We start from the raw sequence: 18163 nt of genomic DNA, 5'->3' as shown, positions 1-18163 counted from the left end.
TGGAAATGGATGGATACAGGCAGCTATCCGATGTGGGAGAAGTATCGTTTGAAGCAGGAGCATCTGGTCATCGGACTAATGTCAGGGACGTCTCTGGACGGAACAGATGCGGCGCTGGTGCGTATTCAAACCGATATGAGCGGGACATTACAGCAGATCGAGCTGGTTGATTTCGTATGTGTGCCGTATTCAAATGGATTGAGAGACGTACTGATTCGGTTATGTTCACCGGGGACAGCTCGTATCGACGAGCTGACAGCCGCGCATTTTGGTGTGTCGGAGTGGTATGCGCATAGTGTTACGGAACTGATGCGGTCTGCCGGTATCTCAACGCAGCAGGTGGATGTGATTAGCATGCATGGACAGACGGTATGGCATGCTCCTGTAGCATCTGCGTTTCCAGGTCCAACGGGGGCAAGTATTGATGTGGTATCGACATTGCAGATCGGTGAATGTGCTGTCGTTCGAGAACGGACAGGACTGCCAGTGATTGGCAACCTGCGAGCAAGGGATATGGCAGCTGGTGGGGAGGGTGCTCCGCTTACGCCTTATGCGGATGGTCTGATGTTCCGCAGTCCGACGGAAGGGCGGTTGGTGCAGAATATCGGCGGCATTGGAAATGTAACGGTGCTTCCATCCGAGTCATCTACCGAAGGTATTTCGGCTTTTGATACGGGACCGGGCAATATGGTGATGGATGCCATTGTGCGGCAGGCAACGGATGGGCGGCAGCATTATGATCCGAGTGGAAGCATTGCCGCACAGGGGAAGGTCGATCAGGGTCTGGTAGACCTGTGTTTGGAGGATGAGTATTTCAAACGACTACCGCCGAAAAGTACCGGGCGGGAAGTATATGGCGCCGTTTATGCAGTGAGACTGATGGAGATGGCCGCAGCACGTTCCTTAACGCTGGAAGATACGCTGGCTACTGCCACCTGTCTGACCGCGGAGACTATCGTGCGTGCAGTGAAGGATTTTATCCTGCCCAAGGTGCACATATCGGCCATGCTCGCCTGCGGTGGTGGCACTTCCAATGCCACGTTAATGGAGATGATCCGTCATAGACTTCCAAAGGATATCCGTTTGGAACGAACAGCAGATTACGGCATACCCGATGATGCCCGGGAAGCCATTGGATTTGCTTTACTTGGCCATGAGGCACTTATGGGCAGAACCAATACACTCCCGGCAGTAACTGGCGCGAGACACGCCGTAATCTCAGGCAACCTGACACTTTAGTAAGACCTGACCTTCGAATGAAGTTCAGTTATGGAAGGACGAGGAATTCAATTAGACGCGAGTGAAATTATAAGATAAAATGCTTGTACATGAATGCAGTATGGAAAGGAGGAGCGAATGGAGAGCATGAAAGGTGGACTTGTACGTTTACGCGCAATAATGGATGACCTGACCCCATCGGAACGGAAGATCGGAGCTTATATTCTCGATCACCCGCAAGAAACCGTCCAGTCCTCGGTGGCACAGTTGTCCGAACGTAGCGGGGGCAGCCCGGCGGCTATTATTCGTCTCTGCAAATCGCTCGGGGTAGCGGGTTTTCAGGAACTAAAGCTCAAGATTGCGGGAGATTTGCAGACGGATGAGCAATATAATTATACGGAGATTCGTCCCCAGGACTCCATGGAAAGCATTATTCAGCATGTGTCCGCAAATAATATTCAGTCGGTGAAGGATACGGTTCATATTCTGGACCCACGTCTGGTGGAAAAGGCTGTGGATGTGCTTCATCGGGCGAACCGGATTTTTTTCTATGGGGTAGGGGCATCGAACCTGATTGCGCTGGATGCACATTACAAGTTCATGCGAATCAATCGCACAAGCTTTTCTTTCGCCGATCCGCATATGCAGATTTCGTCCGCAACGACGCTCCGCGAAGATGACGCGGTGGTATGTATCTCGTATTCAGGAGAGACATCGAACGTGATCTCCTGTCTGAAGCATGCTCGTGAAGGTGGCGCTGCAACGATTAGCATTACCAAGTGGGGGAGCAATACGCTCAGCAGTATGGCGGATGTGCCCTTGATGATTACGTCCACCGAAAGCGATATCCGTAGCGGAGCAACTTCGTCACGGATTGCCCAGTTGAACGTGATCGACATTTTGTATCTGGCGATTGCCAGCCGCGACTACAACCAGTCGGTGGAGTATTTGGAGAAGAGCCGGCAGGCTATTCTGGAGCATAAATGAAGTAGAATCATATGAATCCCCTTTCTGTTTATCATACAGGAGGGGATTTTTTGACGCGAATGATATCCGCCTTTCGTATAAAAAAAGCCCAAAAAGAGCCCAGACTGATGTCAGGCTCTTTTAACTTCAAGGACGATGCGCCCTGCTTGGTTCAGGAAGGACCGGCAATAGCGCTGCGGACAAATCCGTCAGCCAGATCCAGTCTTCGCTGAGCTTCCACGGCGTCCACACCAGCCATCAGCATGACGATTGCCGTTTTTACATGACCTTCTGCACCGGCAAAGGCCTGTTCTATGTCCGCTTCATTCGCTCCGGTTGCCAGATGGATCATGCGTTTGGCCCGATGGACAAGCTTTTCGTTCGAAGGATTCAGATCGACCATGAAATTACGGTAAACCTTGCCCAGACGAATCATGGCGGTAGTGGTGAGCATATTCAGAATCATTTTCTGGGCGCTGCCTGCCTTCATACGTGTTGAACCCATGACAACTTCTGGGCCGACAACAGCCTCAATGCTCACATCAGCCAAAAGGGTCATCGGCGTACCTGCGTTGTTACTCAGGCTGATCACCGTAGCCCCGATCTCCCTGGCGTGTCTCATCGCACCCAGCACATACGGCGTTCGCCCACTGGCTGCAATGCCAACCACGACATCGTTCTCGTCTAAGCCATGTTCATCAAGGTCCGCCGCTCCCAATTCCTCATTATCTTCAGCACCTTCAACGGGGTCCTTCACTGCCCGGAATCCCCCTGCAATAATACCCTGCACCATGGAGGGAGGGGTTCCATAGGTAGGCGGACATTCCGAAGCATCAAGTATCCCCAATCGTCCACTGGTGCCTGCACCTACATAGAATAGCCTGCCGCCAGACTGAAAGGCCTCCAAGATCCTGTCCGCCGCTTGGGCAATGACCGGAATCAGGGGCTGAATAAGCTCTGCAATCCGTTGATCTTCCTTATTGATCAGTTCCATAATTTCTGCCGATGGCAATTCATCTATATGATCCGTTAGTGGATTGGGTTGTTCCGTTAATAATGAGTTCAGCATGTGATTCATCTGTACGGCCTCCTTCTCTCTTTTAGAATGATACATTCAGGGAACGGCGTCTTCTTGCCAGTAGTGCTGCACCTACCGATGGAGCAGGGGCATCTTCACGATATACAAATTCCAACTCTCCATAATATCCTGATAACTTCTGGATAAATGTATTTCGGAAAAGTGCAGCGTATCGAAACAGCGACCCGGACAGGACAACCTGAGTAGATGCAAATTCGGGATGACGGGCAATCAGCGCCTTGGCGGTATCCGCCAATTGTGAGGCTTCGTCAATGATCAATGCGCGGGCGGCCTCATCTCCGAGTTCAGCAGCTTCTATAGCTAGGCGTGCGATGGATGCGGTCTCGGTTTTGCCCCAATTCGTCTGATAGACCAGCGACTTTAGCTCCGATATATCCCGAAGGTTCAGTTTCTTTAGAAGAAGCGGGGTTAAACGGGTTGGAGGAAGAACACCATCATAGCTCTGCATGACCGCTTGGAGTGCACGTTGTCCAATACGATAGCCGCTCCCCTCATCTCCGAGCAGATGACCCCAGCCTCCTGCACGGTATTGTTCTCCTTCCAGCGTAAATCCGTACACGATGGACCCTGTTCCAGAGATGCACAATACACCGTGAGTATGTCCGAGAGAGGCCATCAGGGCAATCTCTCCTTCGGATACAACCCAGACAGGACAGCTTTCTGATCCTTGCCGATTACGACTCTTCATATAGTTATTTACTGCGTCGGCTATAAGTTGCCGTTCTTGAATTGTGTCTATACCTGACATACCGAGGCATATACCTTCACAATTTGTCGATAAATCGCTTTTTAGATTGAATAGCTGTTCCAGCACTCGTTGCAGTTCGGAAAGGGCCTGTTCCAGGGGTACGCTGTGAGGATTCGTGGGACCGCCGCTGAGCCGGGCGAGAATTTCGCCAGATTCAGAAATGATTGCTGCATCAGTATTGGTACCGCCTCCATCTACGCCAACATATACTCGCAAAGTGGCTCACCTCGATTGCTTGAGTTTTCTTTTTACATAGTATAGAGGCATAAAATGAAAAAGTAAAATTAAATTTTATAATAAAAAATAATGTTGAATTTTTATTTCATAGCTCATATAATGAACTCAATCTACAATTTTGGAAGGAATTAATACTGTTAATGTCAACTAAGTTGACGTTATATTGCATTTAAGAGATTAATCCTGCGTACGTTCAGGTCTAATCCATAAGGGAGGTGCATTTTCCTTACTGCCACGCTCAATAGTCTGTTAAGCCGTTTAAGGATGGATGATTTCAAAAGGGGTAGCATGGTTAAGCAATGCAATTATCAGGAGACGACACGCGAAGGAGATGAAGGCATGAAAAAGAAGGGTCTAGTGTGGGCAATGTTGTTGATGATGGTCATGGTTACTGCCTGCGGGAATAGCGGGGGCGCTGCTTCAGATGATCCCAATGCAGAAGATACGGTGACCGTATGGACGTATCCAGTACATGGAACATATGAAGATGAACTGAAGGATCTAATCGTTGATTTCAATAAGGAACACCCGAACATTACCGTGAAGACTGAAATGCTCTCCTGGGCGGAAGGGCCCAAAAAATTCGATGTCGCTCTGAACGCGGGCAATCCGCCGGATCTTTACTTTCATAGTGTAGACGGCACGTATGTGAATACAGGATTGGCACTTGAGCTGGACAGCTACCTGACACCTGAGATCAAGGATGACTATCTGCCAGGTACGCTTGAATTAGGTCAGATCCAAGGGAAACAGTACGGACTGCCATTGTATCAATTCCAATGGGCGTGGGGTGGCAACAAACGTATTCTGGAGGAAGCGGGCATTGACTGGAAATCCATTCAACAAAACGGCTGGACCTGGTCCGAATTCAACGCTGCCGCAGCCAAGCTGACCAAAACGCTGGATGGCGGGGCTAAGCAGTATGCGTTGGTTACGGATGGTACATCGCTCGACTTCATTGAAATGCTGTCCCGAAACAACGGAATGATTGACGTTCTCGATAAAGCTGGCACGTTCCAGTGGAATGATGGTCGCATTCTGGATACTCTCTCTTTTATCAAAAACCTGATGGATCAAGGCTATATGCCAAAAGAAACGGCTGCGCTTGCTCCAGCCAAACGGACGGATATGTTCTATGCGGGTGAAACAGCGATCATCTCCAAAGCGATTCCTTATTATGATGTGATGATTCAGAACCGCAACAAGGATATTGATGATGGTAAGGTACAGGGGGAGAAAATTGATTTTGTCCTGCTGCCTGTACCGCATAACGACGATCAACCTGCGGCAACAACGATGGGCGGTGAAGGGTATGTAGCCTTCAAACAGAAGAAAGACAAAGGCGAGCAGCATGCCAAAAATACGTTCCTGGTGATGGAAGCGCTCAGTGGTGCCAAAGCAGGGAACTCCGCCAATGAATTGGCTCTCCCATTCGTAAGACAATCCCAGGTGGATCTGTTTAAAGGAAAAGAACTTGGTCAAGCGGATAACCTGGCTGCTGCGAAAGTCATGGCAGAGGATATTGCGATGCCGGTTGTACTCGAACTGGATATCGACAAAGCATCTCAGCAGAAACAATTCAAGGAACAAGTTGTGAAGCCTAACATTCAGGCGCTGTTCTCGGGTGAGAAAACACCGGAACAGATCGCAGAAGACTTCAAGAACAAAGGCCAGCAGATGTTCGGACAATAACTTGGACAATCAAACATAACGTATAACCACACTGATTAGGAGAGGAGGATTCGCCATGCAGACCGCCCTTGCGCCAAAACCGTCTGTGCCCCGGACTTCCCGGGCTGCCCGGTTTTGGCGAGATTACGGGTGGGCGTATTTGTTTATTTTGGCGCCTGTCCTGCTGTTTCTCATTTTCACACTGTATCCCGTGCTAACAGCTCTCGTGATGAGCTTCCAGAAATACAACATTATGAATTCGACGTGGGTTGGATTGGACAACTACGAGCGACTGGTGAAGGATGAGACGTTCTGGAAGTCGATCAAAAATACGGTGATCTTCACTGTAGGCACAGTCCCGGTCAATATTCTCATTACATTTGTACTGTCCTATTTCATCTATCAGATGAAAAGTAAATGGCAGACTTTTTTCAAAGCTACTATGTATCTGCCTGCGGTAGCCTCCGGGGTAACCATCTCCATTGTATGGCTGGCAATCTTTGATCCTACCGATTCGGGGCTGCTAAACCGTTTTCTCAGCTTGTTCGGACTTGATCCGGTGATCTGGCTGGGCCAGTCGGGAACAGCACTCTTTTCCCTCATTCTAATGAACTGGCTCGGATCGCACGGAGCGGGCATTATTCTGTATCTGGCAGCCATGGGCGGTATTCCGAAATCGCTGTACGAAGCGGCGGATATTGATCATGCCAGCGGCTGGACCCAGTTCAGCAAGATTACATGGCCGCTACTCAAACCAACGACGCTGTATCTGCTCGTGACAGGTGTGATCACGTCTTTCCAGGTGTTTATCTCGGTCTATCTGATGACACAGGGTGGACCAAACTTTGCGACAACAACGATCGCTTATCTGATCTACGAGACTGCATTCAAGTTCTATGAATTCGGATTGGCTTCGGCACAGTCGTTCGTATTGGCGATTATCATCATTGTCATCTCCGTCATTCAGTTTAAATATTTCTCCAGCGATATTGAGTATTAGAAGTAGTTCAACTGAAAACCGCTCTTTTTGAACACGTATTAGAGGTAGGCATGTTGCATTAAGCATCCGGGGGTGAATGAAATCCATGAAATCAACACAGAAAAAGACACTGCTTGTCGTTGCATCCATTCTGCTGGTGGTCTGGGCACTGGTGACGGTCATTCCGATGTACTGGATGCTGGTCGGTTCGGTGCAGGATAGCGCGATGTCGGCGTCGTTTAAACCACAGATGATCCCGGAGCAGTTGTCGTTATCACCATATGAGCGCTTTTTTGCCAAAACTGATGCCTGGCGCTGGCTGTACAATTCGCTGCTCATCTCGATCATACTGACCGTAACAAATGTATTCTTCGCCTCCCTGGCGGGATATGCATTTGCCAAACTGAAGTTTCCAGGTAGTCAGGCGGTGTTCTGGACCCTTCTGGGGACCATGATGATTCCGGCACAAGTGACGCTGATTCCCTTGTACATTCTGATGGTCAACGTGTTTGACCTAGGAGATACGTATACAGCCATTATTCTGCCTGCTGCCGTTAGTGTGGGTAACATTTTCTTGATGAAGCAGTTCATGTCAACGCTGCCCACATCGCTGATCCATGCGGCACGTATTGATGCATGCAGCGAGTTCGGCATCTTCTGGAAAGTGATTCTGCCGATGGCGAAGCCAGGGATCGCAGTGCTGGCGATTTTCACGTTTGTCGCTTCGTGGAACGAATTTTTCTGGCCATTCCTGATCACTAACTCCAACGAGATGCGCACCGTTCAGGTGGGTCTGGCTTCGTTCGTATTTGCCGAATCAACCGATTTCGGCGCAATGATGGCGGGGGCAACAATAGGTGCACTGCCGATGATCATTCTGTTTTTCTCACTGCAACGTTATTTCCTACAGGGCATTACGATTGGTGCGGTAAAAGGTTAAGTTGAACTATTAGTTCAGGACAAGCGACAACGTAAAGGGGGATCTACCTATGGCACGCGTGGAGTTTCGCCAAGTGCGCAAAGAATTCAAAGACGATCATAAAGGAACGTTCACGGCTGTGGCCGGCTCGGACTTTGTTATAGAAGATAAGGAATTCGTAGTGTTTGTGGGTCCTTCGGGCTGTGGCAAGACAACGTCACTGCGGATGATTGCCGGACTTGAAAAGCAAACAAGCGGTGATATTGTCATCGGTGACCGGCTTGTTAACGATCTGCATCCGAAGGATCGGGATATCGCGATGGTGTTTCAGGACTATGCACTCTATCCGCATATGACCATCCGTGAAAATCTATCCTTTGGCCTGAAAAATCTGAAAAAGCCAAAGTCTTATATTGATGAACAGGTGCAGAATGCGGCCTCCATTCTGGGACTGGAAGCGATGCTGGAACGCAAACCGCGCGAGCTGTCTGGTGGTCAGCGCCAGCGTGTGGCAGTAGGACGTGCGATCGTCCGTGATCCACAGGTGTTTTTATTCGACGAACCACTGTCCAATCTGGATGCCAAGTTGCGGGTTCAGATGCGGGTGGAGTTGGGAGAACTGCATAAACGTCTCGGTGCCACGATTGTGTACGTGACGCATGATCAGGTAGAGGCCATGACACTTGGAGAACGCATCGTGGTTATGAATCATGGAGATATTCAGCAGGTGGCTTCACCGAAAGAACTGTATGCGAGTCCGCGAAATATGTTTGTTGCCGGATTTATTGGTTCCCCGGCGATGAACTTTATTGATGCACGGATTGAAGGCACACAGGTTGTCATCGAGGGAGCCTCATTCACCTTGCCAGCCGATGTACTTGCTCGTTTGCAGAGCCATCAGGGCAAGCCGGTGATTATGGGACTGCGCCCAGAGCATATTTTTGGTGACGATGTCGCTCCGAATATCCCGACAGACCATATGCTGCAGGCGCGAGTTCAGGTTGTAGAGCATCTGGGCTCCGAGAATTTGGTGTATTTCCATTCCGGTGCCCGTACGGTCACGGCCAAGGTTCATCCGGAAACACATGCGTATGTAGAAATGGACAAAAATTTTGTGCTGGACTTGCGTAAGGCGCACTTTTTCGATCCAGAGACGGAGCTTGCGATTGGACGGGAATAAAAGACGAGGCCTGGCGAAGAAGGAACGGTTAGAAAGGGGAGGGTGAAGATGCGTAAGCTGAGTGAAGTGTTGATCAAGTCAGGTGCAGAAATCTATCGGGATATTATTCCGGTAGCCTTGTACAGTGTCGTTAGCTCCATCGTATTGGTTCCCATTCTGATGTTTGCTCCACTGCCAATCGCGGTGCTGCTTCTGGCCTTGATATATATGCCCATCCTGTTCGGTGTCAGTTATGCCGTACATCACAGGCTGGAACGCAAGGAACGCCGCAATGGGCTTAAGGATATCTGGAACGGAACGATGCAGGGATTCATCCCGGGAGGGGCAGTAGGAGTGCTTTTCGCCGTGCTTGGCTTCATTCTCTGGTCAACCTGGTGGTATTACGGCGGACAGGGCGGGATTACAGGTACAGCAGTGAGCATGTTCCAAACCTTCTTCGTCCTCATGGCGCTGATGTCACAGTTCTATACTTGGCAGCTTGTTTTACAAAAGAACATGGGCATCATTCAGGCGATGGGGGAAAGTGTAAAGCTGTTCTTCCGTCACCCGGGGTATACGATGGGCGCTTGTTTTCAGGCCATGTGCCTGACTGCTTTGCTGATGCTGACTGTCGTTGGTTTCGGAGCGCTGTTTGGAGGTATGTTTGCCATCTATCAGCATAAGGTGGCTCTCAATGTGCTGGAGCCTGAAGAGGAACCTGTCGTAACAGGCGGTAATGATCACCAGCATACAGGGTGGATCAGCCAGGGGAATGTGTAATGGGGCGGTTGAATGGAAGCGAGCAGATTCCGGCTGTAAAAACGGGAGTTGACCTTCTGTCGAGAGGGTTATCGCATCCATGGTTAACAGGTACTCGAATCGGTCTAATTACGAATCCGACTGGAATTACAGCGGATTTTGTATCGACCATAGATGTGTGCGCGGGACTGGCTAATGCCGAGCTTACAGCGCTCTACGCCTGTGAGCACGGACTGGATGGAGAACTTCAGGCGGGTGTCAGATTCGGAGACATGCGTCATCCGCGTCTGGACATTCCGGTGTTCAGCCTGTATGGAGATCACAAGAAGCCTACGCCTGCAATGCTGGCTGGAGTCGATACGGTCCTGTTTGACATTCAGGATGTGGGCATCCGTTATTACACGTATGTCTCAACCATGTTCTATATGATGGAGGTCTGCGCTGGAGCAGGCAAACGTATGCTGATTCTGGACCGTCCCAATCCGCTGGGTGGAAACGTTGTGGAAGGCGGTGTACTGAACGCGGGGTATGAATCACTCGTTGGCGCTTGGCGTGTCCCTGTACGTACCGGATTGACGGTAGGTGAATTGGCCCTGATGGTCAACAGCGAGATGGATGTACCTTGCGAATTGGACGTGATTGCGATGGAAGGTTGGCAGCGTTCCATGAGGTTCACGGATTGCCATCTTCCCTGGATGTTGCCCTCCCCCAATATGCCTACGCTGGATAGCGTGCAGGTATATGCGGGCACATGCCTGTTCGAAGGCACTAATGTATCGGAGGGCAGGGGCACGACCCGCCCATTCGAGTGGATTGGGGCACCCTGGGTTGAGGGTGAGCGTTTGGCGGAACGATTTCGGGAATACAAGCTGGAAGGTGTGCATGTGCATCCGGTGTACATGTCGCCAACATTCTCCAAACATGCAGGTGAGCTGTGTGGTGGCGTAAGGATTTTTGTAACGGACAGCAGGAAATTCCGGGCGGTAGAGACGGGGCTGGTGCTTTTGCATGAACTGGTTTCACTCTATCCGGAGCAATTATGCTGGCTGGAGCCACCGGAGCCGGGTTCGAGGTACTTTATCGACCTGCTGTCCGGGGGGAAGGAAGTCAGGGAAACCATTCATAACCGTACGGAATTCGTTCGTTTAATGGAAGCGTGGAATGTACAGGCAGCAGAATGGAAGGAGCGGCGAAAGCCATTTTTGTTATATCCATAAACGGATGTTTGTCATCGGAAGGAGGCATGAAATGAGTGGGCAAAAAGAGTTATACCATTCTCATCTGAAACAGATGACCTTGCGCGAGAAAGTTGGGCAAATGCTGCTTTGCGGCTTTCATGGCACTGAAGCTGCTGGCGATGTGGAAACCTTTCTTCGAAAGTATCCAATCGGTGGCGTGATTTATTTTGCGCGCAACGTTGAGTCGCCAGAGCAGGTAGAGCGGTTATCGTCGGGGCTACAACAGATTGCCAAAAGCAGCGGTAATGTGCCGCTCTGGATATCCATTGATCAGGAGGGTGGCATGGTTGCTCGAATTACCGAAGGGATTGCCTTGATGCCTGGACAAATGGCCATTGCCGCTGCTGGCTCCATAGACGATGCGTATCAGGCGGCATATATCAGTGGGTTGGAGCTGAAGTCCATGGGCATTAACATGAACTTTGCTCCAGTACTGGATGTGAACAATAACGCGGCCAATCCGGTTATCGGTGTACGATCATTCGGCGAATCTCCACAATCTGTTGCAGAATATGGGGCCAGAACCGTTGCGGGAATACAGGACGCCGGGATTGCAGCGACAGCCAAGCACTTCCCGGGGCATGGGGATACGGACACCGATTCTCATCTGGACCTGCCGATCATCACTCATGATCGTGATCGGGTAGAGCGCCTGGAGTTGATTCCCTTCCAAGCCGCCATCGCCGAAGGTGTTGATGCCATGATGTCAGCGCATATTTATTTCCCTGCACTGGAGCCAGAGCGTCTGCCCGTAACGCTATCGCATACTGTATTAAGCGGTCTGCTTCGCCAGGAACTGGGTTATGAGGGCATGATCGTGACAGATTGCATGGAGATGGATGCCATTGCGGTGAACTATGGCACAGTCGATGCAGCTGTGATGGCTGTAGAGGCCGGAGCGGATCTGGTGTTAATTAGCCATACGGCCAAGCTTCAGGCAGAGGCTTTTGAAGCATTGTTAGCAGCTGTGGCTAGCGGACGGATTAGCGAAAGGCGTATTGACGAGTCGGTAACCCGCTTGCTGATGTACAAGGCGAAACGTGGTTTGTTGGAGAGTGGAACGGGCGGTGCAGATGATGATGAAGTGAATAGTGTATTCTCAAATGCACCCTCCCTGAATTCATCAAAGGATCTTTCACATTCCAGCGGGTCTGAGCGCAACAGTTCATTACACCAAGAGGTTGCCCGCCGAATTAGCGAGAACAGTATCACGCTGGTACGCGATCAGCTGAATATGCTGCCTTTGAAGCCGGAACGCACGCTGGTCATAACGGTTGCCACGTCCGTGACGACGATTGCAGATGAACAGCTGAGTCAGACGTTCACCTTGGGCTTAGCTTTATCCAAGTATGGTCTGGATGTTGTTGATCGGGTGGTTACGCCCGAGGAAGTTGCCATTCGTTCCGCACGTATGCTTCAAGCGGCAGAAGAGGACGACATTCTACAGATTGTGGTAGGGACCTACAATGCGGGAAGCCCTTCCGGTGATCCACAGTGCCGACTAATCGGCTGGTTGCAGCAACTGGGCAAGCCATTGGCAGTTGTGGCACTGCGAAGTCCCTATGATCTGCTCGCAATTCCGGATGCTCAAGTCTATGTAGCGGCTTACGAGAGCCGGCCACTTGCCATGGATAGCGTCGCTCAGGCGCTGATGGGACGCATTCCTTTTTCGGGAGAACTTCCTGTGACGATAAAGTAGACGGATGTTGAACGGATGGATGGTTGCCAGGCAGTGGTGAGAATATGAGTTAATACGCCTTTTGCAAGATGGGAAAAGATGAATGCTGGTTGAGTGAAGTGGAATCATGGGCCGTAAAAATGAAAACATATACAGAGCAAAGAGACGATCCTTCATAGGACCGTCTCTTTGCTCTATATAAACGAATAATTATAGATTATTGCAATTGCAGTGCTTTGGCTGTCTTGGCCTCAACTTGATCCAAAAGTGAAGTCATGTCCATACCTGCGTGGTTACCGAGCAGGATAATCGTGATATCATCGGACAGATTGCGTGAAAAGGCTGTAGCGAACCCACCGCCACTACCGTTGTGGAAGACGGTACGGTTGGTACCCTTCTCTTTGAGAATCCAGGCGTAGCCATAGTTTTTATCGGAGTAGGGCTCATACATCTGTTCAATCGTATCCTGGCTTAGAATCTTGTCCGTATACAGTGCACGATCCCATTTCAGCATATCGTCTACCGTGGAATAGATGGTGCCTGATCCGGATTGGGAAACATAATAAGGGGCAGTTACCCAAGCGTTATCTTTTTGAACAAAACCACTAATCGTATGCACTTTACGGGAAGCCTCTCCCGAATTTTTCATGCCAAGTGGCTTCAGTATCGTCTGCTGTACGTAATCGGCATAACTCATGCCGGATACCTGTTCAACGACGTATGCAAGCAAAACATACCCGCTGTTGCTGTATAGATAGGCACTCCCCGGTTCAAACTTCAACGTTTTGTGGCGAATCTCTTCTACAGTCTCTTCCATGGAAGTTCCTTCACTCCGACCAAATGCGGATGGCAGACCTGAAGTCTGGGATAACAGCATATGCAGTGTGATCTGATCTCCCTTCGGAATGCCGGAGATATACTTGGAGATTGGATCTTGCACATTAATCTTACCTTCCTCCACGAGACTCAGAATGGACGCGGCCGTGAAGGATTTGCTCAGTGATGCGATCCGGGTCTTCTGATCCGGGCGATTCAGCGTCTGTTCATCGGCAAGTCCGTAGCCTTGTCTTAGCAGAACTTCACCATCGCGGGCAATCAGTGCCATACCTGGATAGTTGATCTCGCGCAGATACGTATCTACGCTGGCAACTTCACTGTTCAGCAGGCTGACTTGATCCGTGAACATATTCACACTCATCTGACCCGTAGCTGTACGTTGGACCTTGATATCTGCCTTAATTGCATTAGCCATGGCCCGGACAGGCACCATCAACGTACCATTAATGGTACGTGAATTCACACCTGTAGCGAGATTAACCTGGTTTACCTTAATGGAGTTGCTGCCAGCCTGATGGACCAGCTTGTCTCTGCCAACGGTAATGGTAGCTATCTTGGTTCGATTATCCCATTTCAACGTGCCTTGAACGGATGTGACTACATCCCGCAATGGAACAAACGTTGAGCCTTTGATGATAAGTGGTGCGTTCTTCCAGGATTGCTGCTCACCATTCACTTCAATGTGAACTGTTTGCGTTGTCTGGGCTGAGGCTGCCGTGATACCGGCTTGTCCCAGAATCGGGCCTGCGCACAGGATGAACGCTAACAGGATACGGAACATGGATGAATATACCGTGGAAACAGGTTGTTGCATGTGTGACTTACGTAAGATTTGAATCCTCCCCTTCCAATCGTTTCATGAATAGACAACTTATGAGCATTGTAAACGATCTCGCTTGGAGGGTCAAAACGATTAGCGGATATATTCCATATCATCTGATCGGATCATTTAAATTAAATTTGTACTAATTTAGTATATATACATAATATTTTTACAGCGATTGTCCGATAAAAGGATGGGTGAAGATTATGATGGGGGATATTTATATGAAGAAAAGGATTCGAAATTGGTTTACTTTAACCGTAAAAAAACGCCTGATCGCTGCATTGCTCCTGTTCTTGATTGTTCCGAGCTTTACCGTTGGTTGGTTGTCTTATCAAAAAGCTGCTGACCAGGTTAAGCAGGAAATTATTCGTTCCGCACAGGCCAAAACAGAAATGCTTAGTCTGCAGATAAATCAAATGCTGGATATGGAGAAGGATAACGCAGCGCAGATGGCTGCGGGTATGACTTCAAACGATATCATTAATAAATCCCCTGCACTTCAAAGGCAGATGGATCGGATGTCTCAGAATCATAAGGAATTGGGTGTACTCACCGCAGGTGCGGACGATGGCAGCTGGATGAAATCCCCAGAATCCGAGGAACAGAATTATGATCCTCGAGAGCGTTCATGGTATAAGATGGGCATGTCTCAGGATGAACCTGTAATCTCAGATACATTCCAATCGGCTTCGACGGGTGAATGGGTTGTGACCGCGGCGGCCAAGCTGGCTGATGGCAAAGGGGTATTCGGGGCCAATGTCAGTCTCAATCATCTGAAAGAATCCGTAGATCAGATACGTATTGGTAAAGAAGGAAAACTGTACATGCTGGATAACGGGGGTAAGTTCCTGTTCCATTACAATATTGAATCCGGTACACAGTCGGATGAACCTTACATCAATGAGATGTATACGAAAGAAAGCGGAACCGTGAAGTATACATATGATGGTCACGAAGTGGAAGCTGTGTATTTCACCAATCCGGTGACGGGGTGGAAAATTGTTGGCGAGATGGTTCCTTCGGAAGCAACGGAAGCCGTAATGCCTATTTTGATTCGTTCCATTACAATTGTGGCATCTGCAATGGTTATCGGGTTGATTCTGCTTGTTTTCATTATCCGCAGCATTCATCGGCCATTACTGCAATTAACACAGGCAGCATCGAAAGTAAGTGCCGGTGATTTAACCGTTCGGGTAGGTTTGCAGCGCAAGGATGAGTTCGGACTGCTTGGGGAAAGCTTCGACACGATGACAACTTCACTACGTAATGTGCTTGGAGAAGTACATGATACTTCCAGCCAGCTGGCAGCATCTTCGGAAGAGCTGATGGCAAGTTCCGAGCAGACATCAAAAGCCACAGAACAGGTGGCTGAACTGATGCAAGATGCAGCTGCAGGAACGACTTTACAAAACAACAGTCTTGCTGCTACAGGCCAACTCGTGGGCGAAATGTCTATTGGAGTCAAAGAAATTTCATCAAGTGCTGAAGACACCGCTCGTATCGCTCTTGATGCTTCCACCAAGTCGGAAGCGGGCATGGTGACAGTGGAAGAAGCGGTTACCCATATTCAGCAGGTGAATGACGAGAGCAAAGCCATGTCTGTGGTCATTGAGGATCTGCGTGCGAAAAATGAAGAGATTCTGGTGATTGTGGCCGAGATTACGGCCATTGCCAAACAGACAAACATTCTCGCCTTAAATGCATCCATTGAAGCTTCAAGAGCTGGCGAGCAAGGGCGAGGATTCGCTGTTGTAGCCAACGAAGTGAAAACACTGGCTCACAGTTCAGGCGCTTCAGCCGAGCGGATTAATGAGCTTATGCATGAGATGCAGGAGAAAACCAATGCGGTGCAATCCACTTTTGCCCGTACAGGAGAAGGTATGGTGAAGAGTTCGCAGATGGTTACAGAAGCGGGCGAAGCATTCCATAACATTCGTACTGCGGTACAGTTGGTGGCTGCGCAAGCTGGAGAAGTGTCCGCAGCTTCCCGTCAGATTGATGGCGGCATGAGTCATATCAACAAGGCAGTAAGTGATACAATGGTTCTGTCGGACAGAATTGCCTCTGGAACGGAAGATGGATCGGCGGCGGCTCAAGAGCAATTGGCCACAATGGAAGAGGTCGCAGCATCTTCGGCAGCATTGTCACGTATGGCTGAAGATCTGCAAAGCATGATTGAACGATTTAAGTTGTAATCGTGATTGAAGTGAGCCAATAATTGAGGATAAATGTTTAGGGAAGGTGCTGAGATGCCCTTTCTGCGATGAGACTGCAGGTTGTGACCCTGCGGTCTTTTTCTGTTGAACATGAGGTGTCCGTTATGTCCTCAAACACAGTATCCTTTTCAGTAATGTTGACATATTATAAACAAAATTATAATATGTCTATAAATAAACAAACATAAACATATAAAGTTAAATATTATTCGGTTGAAATGACCATAACAATAAAAGGAGCTTTGCCATGAAATCATCGGAAAGCTGGTTGCAAACCGCTTCATTGGAAGAGATCAAGCGTGGTTATATGGAGGAGGGTGCTGCCTATACATGCGTCTGCTGCGGATACAGGACGGAAGCGGGGATTATCTACCCTGAAGAAGGAGTGCTCTATGAGGCAGCACGCTATATGCGAGTGCATATTGAGAAGATTCATGGATCAGTATTTGAGTATTTGCTGGAGCTGGATAAAAGTGTAACCGGATTATCCGATGTCCAGCGTGGCCTATTGGCTCAATTTCATGAAGGAAAGAAGGATGTTGAAGTACAGAAGGCCCTGGGTATCGGGAGTGCTTCCACGATTCGGAATCATCGGTTTGTATTGAAGGAGAAGGAACGGCAGGCCAAGATATTCCTTGCATTAATGGAACTTCTCAAAAGCAAGGATACCCAGGCTCCAGCCGAATGGGTGTCGTCGGTGACAAGACATGGACATACGATCCATCCTGGCTCATTTGATATTACAGAACAGGACCGGGAGAAGGTACTGAATAAATATTTTTCTGAGGGTACTGGCGGGCCACTGACGACGTTTCATATGCAGCAAAAGCATAAATATATCGTGCTCACTGAGATAGCCAAACGATTCGATCCAGAGCGCCAATATTCCGAAAAACAGGTCAATGAGCTGCTGAAGGAGGTTCATGACGATTACGTAGAAATACGGAGATATCTGGTCGATTATCGCTTGCTGGAACGTGAGCCAGACGGTAGTCGGTATTGGCTGGGAAGCCACACAGATGAACAGAGTGCCGGAGATGGAAAACAGGAACGCAAAGAAAAGGGGGAGCAGGAGAACATGGATCGTCGCAAAGAATTACAGGAACAGGCCAAAGAAGTCAAAACGGAAGCTGGTGTCTACCAGATTCGAAATGAACGTAACGGTAAAGTCTATATCGACAGCACGCTTAACTTGAAAACCATTAACGGACAACGGTTTATGCTACAGATGGGTAGCCATCTGAATCGGAGGTTGCAGGCTGAATGGAATGAATATGGGGAGAATGCCTTCGTAATTGAAGTGTTGGAGACATTGAAGCCAGATGATAACCCGTATTACGACCCCAAAGATGCCCTCGCCAAATGTCTGAACCGCTGGTTTGAACAGTTAGAGCCCTATGGAGATCAAGGGTACCACGGAAATAAATAGCAATCTACTGAATAGGAGGCCCATTTCCACTCTAGGATGCCCGTTCCTTATAACTCAAATATAACCCAAAAGCCCCTTTGCCAATATGATGGCAAAGGGGCTTTTGTATCATAGACTACTTGTTATATAAGTTGAACCAGTCTTTTACACGATAACGGAGAGGACAGAAAAAACCTGAAAAAGC

Annotated in this window: 14 protein-coding genes; 11 read left to right on the top strand and 3 right to left on the bottom strand. The window is 49.1% G+C overall.

Annotated features, from left to right (window positions below; all coding sequences use genetic code 11):
- Nucleotides 1-9 precede the first annotated feature (9 nt).
- The gene (locus AB4111_RS25355; protein ID WP_442033697.1) at nt 10-1239 is read left to right on the top strand and encodes an anhydro-N-acetylmuramic acid kinase; all 1230 of its coding nucleotides are present in this window, start codon (nt 10-12) and stop codon (nt 1237-1239) included.
- A 126-nt stretch (nt 1240-1365) separates the two neighbouring features.
- Nucleotides 1366-2205 carry a MurR/RpiR family transcriptional regulator gene (locus AB4111_RS25350; protein WP_442033714.1) on the top strand — a complete coding sequence of 280 codons (840 nt, stop codon included), beginning with the start codon at nt 1366-1368 and terminating at the stop codon, nt 2203-2205.
- A 151-nt stretch (nt 2206-2356) separates the two neighbouring features.
- Here AB4111_RS25350 and murQ read toward each other — a convergent pair whose 3' ends face one another.
- Both murQ and AB4111_RS25340 read right to left on the bottom strand, forming a co-directional pair.
- A complete protein-coding gene (murQ, locus tag AB4111_RS25345; RefSeq protein WP_442033696.1) occupies nt 2357-3262 on the bottom strand; it encodes an N-acetylmuramic acid 6-phosphate etherase in 906 nt (301 codons plus the stop codon).
- A 22-nt stretch (nt 3263-3284) separates the two neighbouring features.
- Entirely contained in the window at nt 3285-4247 is a 963-nt protein-coding gene (locus AB4111_RS25340) for an N-acetylglucosamine kinase (protein WP_442033695.1), read from the bottom strand.
- A gap of 360 nt (nt 4248-4607) precedes the next feature.
- Between AB4111_RS25340 and AB4111_RS25335 the strand changes: the two genes are divergently transcribed.
- From AB4111_RS25335 to nagZ, 7 genes are all read left to right on the top strand, one after another.
- Nucleotides 4608-5960: an ABC transporter substrate-binding protein gene (locus tag AB4111_RS25335; protein ID WP_442033694.1), complete on the top strand. Its 1353-nt coding sequence runs from the start codon at nt 4608-4610 to the stop codon at nt 5958-5960.
- A gap of 55 nt (nt 5961-6015) precedes the next feature.
- Nucleotides 6016-6939 (top strand): carbohydrate ABC transporter permease, encoded by a 924-nt coding sequence (locus tag AB4111_RS25330; RefSeq protein ID WP_253429276.1) that lies wholly within the window; start codon nt 6016-6018, stop codon nt 6937-6939.
- A gap of 85 nt (nt 6940-7024) precedes the next feature.
- Complete coding sequence (locus AB4111_RS25325) at nt 7025-7858, top strand: carbohydrate ABC transporter permease (protein WP_339848211.1); 834 nt, start codon at nt 7025-7027, stop codon at nt 7856-7858.
- A 49-nt stretch (nt 7859-7907) separates the two neighbouring features.
- Entirely contained in the window at nt 7908-9017 is a 1110-nt protein-coding gene (locus AB4111_RS25320) for an ABC transporter ATP-binding protein (RefSeq protein ID WP_442033693.1), read from the top strand.
- A gap of 48 nt (nt 9018-9065) precedes the next feature.
- Nucleotides 9066-9776 (top strand): hypothetical protein, encoded by a 711-nt coding sequence (locus AB4111_RS25315; RefSeq protein WP_442033692.1) that lies wholly within the window; start codon nt 9066-9068, stop codon nt 9774-9776.
- Nucleotides 9776-10972: an exo-beta-N-acetylmuramidase NamZ family protein gene (locus AB4111_RS25310; RefSeq protein ID WP_442033691.1), complete on the top strand. Its 1197-nt coding sequence runs from the start codon at nt 9776-9778 to the stop codon at nt 10970-10972. Before AB4111_RS25315 ends, AB4111_RS25310 begins: the two co-directional genes overlap by 1 nt.
- A 31-nt stretch (nt 10973-11003) precedes the next feature.
- Nucleotides 11004-12692 (top strand): beta-N-acetylhexosaminidase, encoded by a 1689-nt coding sequence (gene nagZ / locus AB4111_RS25305; protein WP_442033690.1) that lies wholly within the window; start codon nt 11004-11006, stop codon nt 12690-12692.
- 196 nt (nt 12693-12888) lie between these two features.
- Here the strand turns inward: nagZ and AB4111_RS25300 are convergent, their stop codons facing one another.
- Entirely contained in the window at nt 12889-14322 is a 1434-nt protein-coding gene (locus tag AB4111_RS25300) for a serine hydrolase (protein WP_442033689.1), read from the bottom strand.
- Nucleotides 14323-14555: 233 nt separating this feature from the next.
- Here AB4111_RS25300 and AB4111_RS25295 point away from each other — a divergent pair, with 233 nt between their 5' ends.
- Nucleotides 14556-16529 carry a methyl-accepting chemotaxis protein gene (locus tag AB4111_RS25295; RefSeq protein ID WP_442033688.1) on the top strand — a complete coding sequence of 658 codons (1974 nt, stop codon included), beginning with the start codon at nt 14556-14558 and terminating at the stop codon, nt 16527-16529.
- Between the two features lie 268 nt (nt 16530-16797).
- Nucleotides 16798-17979, top strand: a complete 1182-nt coding sequence (locus AB4111_RS25290; RefSeq protein ID WP_442033687.1) for a DUF2087 domain-containing protein — start codon at nt 16798-16800, stop codon at nt 17977-17979.
- The last annotated feature ends 184 nt before the right edge of the window (nt 17980-18163 follow it).

The sequence above is a fragment of the Paenibacillus sp. 2KB_22 genome (genome assembly GCF_052115745.1).
Classification (GTDB): Bacteria; Bacillota; Bacilli; order Paenibacillales; family Paenibacillaceae; genus Paenibacillus.
Note: the sequence above shows the minus strand (reverse complement) of the source record. Positions and strands in the feature narration are given on the sequence as shown.

Excerpts from the sequence above, each read along its gene's own strand:
- AB4111_RS25315 (WP_442033692.1), top strand. The coding sequence starts at position 9,066 with ATGCGTAAGCTGAGTGAAGTGTTGATCAAGTCAGGTGCAGAAATCTAT.
- AB4111_RS25330 (WP_253429276.1), top strand. The coding sequence starts at position 6,016 with ATGCAGACCGCCCTTGCGCCAAAACCGTCTGTGCCCCGGACTTCCCGG.
- AB4111_RS25320 (WP_442033693.1), top strand. The coding sequence starts at position 7,908 with ATGGCACGCGTGGAGTTTCGCCAAGTGCGCAAAGAATTCAAAGACGAT.
- AB4111_RS25355 (WP_442033697.1), top strand. The coding sequence starts at position 10 with ATGGATACAGGCAGCTATCCGATGTGGGAGAAGTATCGTTTGAAGCAG.
- AB4111_RS25300 (WP_442033689.1), bottom strand. The coding sequence starts at position 14,322 with ATGCAACAACCTGTTTCCACGGTATATTCATCCATGTTCCGTATCCTG.
- AB4111_RS25295 (WP_442033688.1), top strand. The coding sequence starts at position 14,556 with ATGAAGAAAAGGATTCGAAATTGGTTTACTTTAACCGTAAAAAAACGC.
- AB4111_RS25290 (WP_442033687.1), top strand. The coding sequence starts at position 16,798 with ATGAAATCATCGGAAAGCTGGTTGCAAACCGCTTCATTGGAAGAGATC.
- AB4111_RS25310 (WP_442033691.1), top strand. The coding sequence starts at position 9,776 with ATGGGGCGGTTGAATGGAAGCGAGCAGATTCCGGCTGTAAAAACGGGA.
- AB4111_RS25335 (WP_442033694.1), top strand. The coding sequence starts at position 4,608 with ATGAAAAAGAAGGGTCTAGTGTGGGCAATGTTGTTGATGATGGTCATG.
- AB4111_RS25350 (WP_442033714.1), top strand. The coding sequence starts at position 1,366 with ATGAAAGGTGGACTTGTACGTTTACGCGCAATAATGGATGACCTGACC.
- nagZ (WP_442033690.1), top strand. The coding sequence starts at position 11,004 with ATGAGTGGGCAAAAAGAGTTATACCATTCTCATCTGAAACAGATGACC.
- AB4111_RS25325 (WP_339848211.1), top strand. The coding sequence starts at position 7,025 with ATGAAATCAACACAGAAAAAGACACTGCTTGTCGTTGCATCCATTCTG.
- murQ (WP_442033696.1), bottom strand. The coding sequence starts at position 3,262 with ATGAATCACATGCTGAACTCATTATTAACGGAACAACCCAATCCACTA.